This is a genomic window from Mesorhizobium sp. M0159, from assembly GCF_040322295.1.
GTDB lineage: Bacteria > Pseudomonadota > Alphaproteobacteria > Rhizobiales > Rhizobiaceae > Mesorhizobium.
The window spans coordinates 1-5416 of record NZ_JAMYTF010000107.1; the positions used below are offsets into that span (position 1 = coordinate 1).

At 55.9% G+C, this 5416-nt stretch carries 4 protein-coding genes and 1 pseudogene; 1 reads left to right on the forward strand and 4 read right to left on the reverse strand.

The window, feature by feature from the left end; genetic code table 11:
- Window positions 1-121 precede the first annotated feature (121 nt).
- The 4 genes from NKJ32_RS34945 to NKJ32_RS34960 form a co-directional block, all read right to left on the reverse strand.
- Window positions 122-409 carry a hypothetical protein gene (locus NKJ32_RS34945; protein WP_352830472.1) on the reverse strand — a complete coding sequence of 96 codons (288 nt, stop codon included), beginning with the start codon at window positions 407-409 and terminating at the stop codon, window positions 122-124.
- Window positions 410-965: 556 nt separating this feature from the next.
- Window positions 966-1709: a 2OG-Fe dioxygenase family protein gene (locus tag NKJ32_RS34950; protein WP_352509679.1), complete on the reverse strand. Its 744-nt coding sequence runs from the start codon at window positions 1707-1709 to the stop codon at window positions 966-968.
- Window positions 1706-2947, reverse strand: coding sequence for an argininosuccinate synthase-related protein (locus NKJ32_RS34955; protein ID WP_352830475.1), 1242 nt, complete (start codon window positions 2945-2947; stop codon window positions 1706-1708). Before NKJ32_RS34955 ends, NKJ32_RS34950 begins: the two co-directional genes overlap by 4 nt.
- Before the next feature lie 3 nt (window positions 2948-2950).
- A complete protein-coding gene (locus NKJ32_RS34960; protein WP_352509681.1) occupies window positions 2951-3862 on the reverse strand; it encodes a DMT family transporter in 912 nt (303 codons plus the stop codon).
- A gap of 906 nt (window positions 3863-4768) precedes the next feature.
- Here NKJ32_RS34960 and NKJ32_RS34965 point away from each other — a divergent pair.
- A pseudogene (locus NKJ32_RS34965) lies at window positions 4769-4921 on the forward strand (IS110 family transposase); the annotation flags it as partial.
- Window positions 4922-5416 lie beyond the last annotated feature (495 nt).

Sequence of the window (5416 nt, forward strand, 5' to 3'; positions counted from 1 at the left end):
ATTCCTCCCGAATGCTGTCGTCCAAATCAAGCCCGCCGCACCTCCTCCCGCGGCGGGCTTTTTCGTTGTGCGAGCGGCGGCTTCTTCCAGCCCGATGAAGGAAACGAACGCGGAGGGTCCGTCAATCGGGGCGGTTGAACCGTTCGATGGTGATGGTACGCGCGACATCCACCGTAATCTCCAGCACTTCGTTCCATGCCTCCTCGCCACCGAGCTCCGAAAGGGCGAGATGAAAGAGCCTGTGCTGGAGATCGAGGCTCATCAGGCCAGGGGCGGTGTTGAAGGCGACCAGCCCGTCATCGACCCTCGCTTCGAACAGCAACTTAAGTTTCTTGTAGTTCTCTAGCAAACGAGTGTCGCGCAAAACGCGGGTCTCGTCTTTCTCCAGAAGCTTGTAAGCAATTTCCAACCAAAGAACGTACTCCCAGAAGGCAGCAACGACTTACCCGGCAGCGTCTGGATGCCCGCTGTGCTCTTTCAGAGCGGCTCGCGATGCCGGCCATGTCGGCCGATCCTGCCTAGGATGGGGGGCCACTCTCGTCGGCCGAGTTGATGCTCCAGCCAGTATCGCCTTGCCGACCAGCATGGGTTCGCCGTTAGCAATCCATCCTCGCGAGCCAATGCTATCGTGCACGTGTCGCAGCACTCCGGGCGGCTATATCGCCTAAGACAGCATGACGAAGCGTTCCAACTTCCTGTTCGGCGAGCCCGTGTGCAGTTCCTGACTCGGACAGTGGACGAGAATTCTCATGGCGGTGATGCGCCAGAAGGCATTCGCGTCCAACGGAATCAAGCCTCGACTATCAGTCCCAAACTACACATCACAAGAGCGATCTTCCACCCATTTGCAGATTATCCGACTGATCAGGCGGCGTCCGATATGTCCGACTCTGCCTCAAGAATTCCCACAGGTATGGACAGCGATCTCGCTATTGGTCGCAACGTGCTTAGGTTCAAGACTTGATTCATAGTTTCTCGAAGGCGATGACAAGGACGTCACGATATGCGAACGGCATTTTCGGATTTTCGGTCACGATCGGTGATACATCATGAAACGTCTTGCGATCGTTGCAAATCACAAAATCAGTTGGAAGGTTCATTTCGACATCGCCGAGGAACCGCTTTGAGGCATCAGTAATCGTGCTCATACCGCCGGTCACGTTAACCCGCCCGATCATGTAAGAAACGATGAAATCCACCCCGTCCTGATGAAGGCCCTCGGGTGCTGGTTTGCCGTTTACACCGTCGCGTGCAACAATCCGGTAGGGATGGAGCTTAATATCCCAACGATCATGTCCAGCGGTTTGACATAGAATTCTGCAGAAACCTGTCAGAATCTTGTTTAAGACAGGATGATCTATAAACGATTGTTCAAAGGGCTCGAAGTAGCGCTTGAAGCCGCCATTCAAGTGGTTGATGGCTTTCGATTGCTCGTAAGGGGCATGGGGCAGGAGCCGAAAAATTCCGTCAACTGCGTCATATTCAAACGCACCATAGCGCCGGTAGCGATAGGTCCCGCCGTCACGCATGTATTCATCGAGAAGCAATCGATTCCAGTGGTCAGCAAAGTTCTTCCAGCCAGCATCAATTTCGATGCCGAAGCCGGCTTCGGTGCGCTTACCTCTGGAAAACCACCATCCATTCGTGACCAGATGATCAGTGCATTCTTGACTGAGGCTGCATAGCGCCTGGGGTGCGACCTTTTTCATGGGTGTCTCCCGTCTTGGTAATTTGGCGAGGGGGAAGTTTTAAAGGACGCTTGGTGGCTCGCGGCTTGGTGTTCCCAAAGGTGGCGGTCCGTAATGTATTTCGGCGTGCTGGCTATGATGGACCGAGGTAAAAAGCGCGTATTATCGACTATGTAGCTGACGCTCCCGCTGACGCCCTCGAGCGCGGACGCTATGGCCCGTTCGCACATCTTGTGAATAGTACTGCCCCATTCACCTGAAACCGCCTCCTGGGACCAGGCTTGCTCAAGCCCTTCCTTCAACACGATTGATCCGACGCCAAGGGAAGCGGTTTCGAGGTGCCGCAGCGCGTCCATGATGATGGCCGCTGCGGGGGCCTCGCGGACTTCGAGAACCTTTTCACCGGTTGAGATGTGTTCGAGCCCGACAAAGCGGCCGTGTCCGAATTTGCCAACTGTTTTATTCAGGAGCGGGATTGTGTCGATCAGTGCAACATCACGGTCATCAATTGACACGAGATTTCCGTCGATAAACCCGAGTTTGATCTCTACCGGCTGCTCTGCGGCAGTGTTGCGCGTCCAATCAAATGCCTCTTCCGGGATAGAAAAGTTCTCGGGATCATCCAAAGGTCCAGACTCGAATTCCCGGCACCAGAGGTTTTCGTCTCCGCTCCAGGTGCGGTCCGTCACAAAAGTCAGTCCGAACTTAGAGAGGGCGGCGGCCTTCTGCTGCCGGGAAATCACCGAGCATTCATACGGACTGCCGAAGTTGCCGGAAAATCCCGAGCGCTTGATGCTATTGTTAAGGCGCGGAAGACTATTCTGCGAAAGACTTGCTGTATGAAGAAGCAGCCGTGAGCCGATTGATGTTGCATGATCAACAATCAACGAGGCGATTACGGGACGGCTCAAGGAACTGCTTAACGGATAGTTACCAAGGTACTTGGCGTGGGCCCGAATGGCAGGTTTCACGCCTTGTTCGACAAAAGCTTCCCGCCCTTCGAGACAGACAAAGCGCGCGCCGAACCTGGCTGCCGTCTGTTCCAGCAAAGGCTTATCGATGGAAGTTCCGACATCCACCGCGACAGCTTCAATATTCGAAAAGCCAAGGCTTTGCAGCTTGTAGAGAAGGTAGGTGCTGTCGAGACCGCCGCTGAACATGGTTGCAACTGGTGCGTTTCGGTCCCGAAAAGCCTCCAGATCTTCGAAACTCAAAATGCCGCCGGTAGATGGTTTGATCGAAGTTGAGACGGGGTTCATTTGTCAGGTCCTGCTCTCAAAAAAGATGCCGGAAAAGGTTCCGGCGAGGATGAGGCCGGCACCTATCAAGCCCGTTGCGGTCAAAGATTCTGTCAGGAGAAGGTGCGCGAGGACGAAACCAAAAAAGGGTTCTGTTCCCATCAGCAAGCCAACCCGTGTCGGCGTGGATTTTCTGACCGCGGCGTTTTGAATGTAGAATGCAGCGATCGTGCAGAAGAGTGAAAGGAAGGCGACGGCGCCCCAAAACTGAAGGGGGGCCTTCACAATAAGGCCGTAGATTCCGAATTGACCCACGGCTAAAACGAAAGTGAGTGTTGCCACCGCCGATCCCTGGATGGCCGTCAGTGCCGCAGACGAAATCTGCCGGCCGGCCAGAAGGCGTTTGGTGGAAACGACCATAATTGCTCGCAGAATCGCAGCCCCCAGCACAAGCGCGTCACCCGGACTGAACTTGCCGATCCCGCCAGTGAGAAGGCCGACACCGATGCAGGATATGGCGGCACTTGCCAATATGCCCGGAGGTGGAAGTCGCCCCGATAGCCCATAGTCAATGATCGGCGTGAAAATTACACAAAGCGAAATGATCAAGGCCGTATTCATTGCGCTTGTTGATGCAACACCGTAAGTTTCAGCAATAAAAATTGAAAAAAGTATTGTCCCCAATACGAGGCCACGGATGCAATCGCCCCAAGAGATCGACGCGATCTCATGTCTTGCCACCACTGCCATAAAGATCGTGGTAATCAGGAAACGATAAAGAATGAGGATCAAAACCGGCGCATAGAATAGTGCGCTTTTCGCGACCGGATAGCTCGCGCCCCAAACGAATGCGGCACCCAGTACGGCCAGGTCGGCCGAGAAGGATGAGGTCAGTGACCTCCTCGCAGGTATTGAAGCACGTTCGAAAACGTCCACGTTCAAGTATCCTTTGTGCTAGCCACCCATCCTACTGTGCAGAACGAGTCAAAACAGATTAGGCCGTCCCTATAACGTTGGTATCGCGGAACTGTCCGGCCTTCCGCGAGGCGCTCATCGATGTCCCACCACTGGACTTCATTAAGCGGCGGGACGATCGAGCGGCTTTTTGTCCAGTCGTGGCCCGCGTCGCGAGATTTTGGCGTCCCCACATGCAGTAGGGGGAGTGTTTGGTTACAAGCTCGGCCCATTCCGATTGCAACCGGAGGGCGGATTCGCATGCACAGATCTTGCTGTAGCGACTGCCTGAGGCTGTTCATGGAGGAACTCCTGCAGGTTCGTGCCGTAGGTATTTGTGATTCAGCAAAGCAAATGCCGTGCCAATCCAGAAAACCATTTTTAGACAACACGATCGCTTTGATAGTGCAGTGTTTCATACCCAACATTGTCAGAAGGCCGACAATGAGTCCGACTGCCGGGCATGCAACCGAACGCTGTGATCCTGTTATCCTGACAGGTTTCCCGCTGCAGCCCGGCTTGGCAATTCATCAGGGCCTGTCGCAAATGAAAAGTCGAAGGGCGAGGCGGCTTCCGGCTCGCAGAGCGGCCCGAACGACCTCGGCGCGGTCTCTAAGCCTCGCCCCGATGCAGCTTGGCCTACATACCGACGATCTCGTTGACTACGCGCGCGCGGCACGAGCACCTTGCCGTAGTTGCGGACGCTGTACAGCTTCGTACTTTCTCCGGGCGGTGCGCGCGAACTGAAGGAATGGCTGTTTCGGGAAGCCGACTTGGCAGTGTCGAACGAGGATATTGCCCGTCGCTTCGTGGCCGACTGCCGTCGCACCCGCACGGGTCGGGAGTTCCCCGCCTGGCTCGGGCCGACACCTTCGCAAAACTCGAGGGGCGGCAGCGGATCCTCGGCTTGTCGCGTTGCTCGCCAGGAAACCCGTGCGCTTGGCGAGTGTGGCCATGGCGAACAAGATGGCCCGTGTGGTCTGGGCGATCATGGTACGCGCGAGACCTCAAGCTCGTCATGCCGCGAACCTTGCGGTGTAAGGTTGCGAAGAAGATAAATTTTAGGACAGAGAACAGGCGGGCCGATCGATCGGCTACCAGTAGGTTGTGAGAGCGACGCGATGTGATGGCGAGACTGGTCAGGCCGGGAACAGGGACAACCCGTCGAATGTCCGAGCACCATAGCCTGATAGGCAGATTGAGATCCAGTTCGCCGGTCCCATCAGGGCCAGCAGTCTCGGATGGCTGCATCAACAGGCCGGACAGAAGACTGCACCCGCCCAACGCGCCGTAACGTCCAATTACCTCTTGCATCGCGGGAGCCATCCACAGAGGACGTTTCTCGGAGAAGGCGACGGCGCTGCATGCGGAGTACCACCGACCGGCGGTCTGCCGACCGCCCGCGCTCGTGTCGGTAATGTCGAGGCTTCCTTCAGGGAATAGCGACCAACTGTCGATGCCGGCTCAATACTCCCCAGAAGTGCCGTTTGAATCTTCCCCAATATAGCGCTGCCGCCGGTCTTCCGGAGCGCGCTC

Excerpts from the sequence above, each read along its gene's own strand:
- NKJ32_RS34955 (WP_352830475.1), bottom strand. The coding sequence starts at position 2,947 with ATGAACCCCGTCTCAACTTCGATCAAACCATCTACCGGCGGCATTTTG.
- NKJ32_RS34950 (WP_352509679.1), bottom strand. The coding sequence starts at position 1,709 with ATGAAAAAGGTCGCACCCCAGGCGCTATGCAGCCTCAGTCAAGAATGC.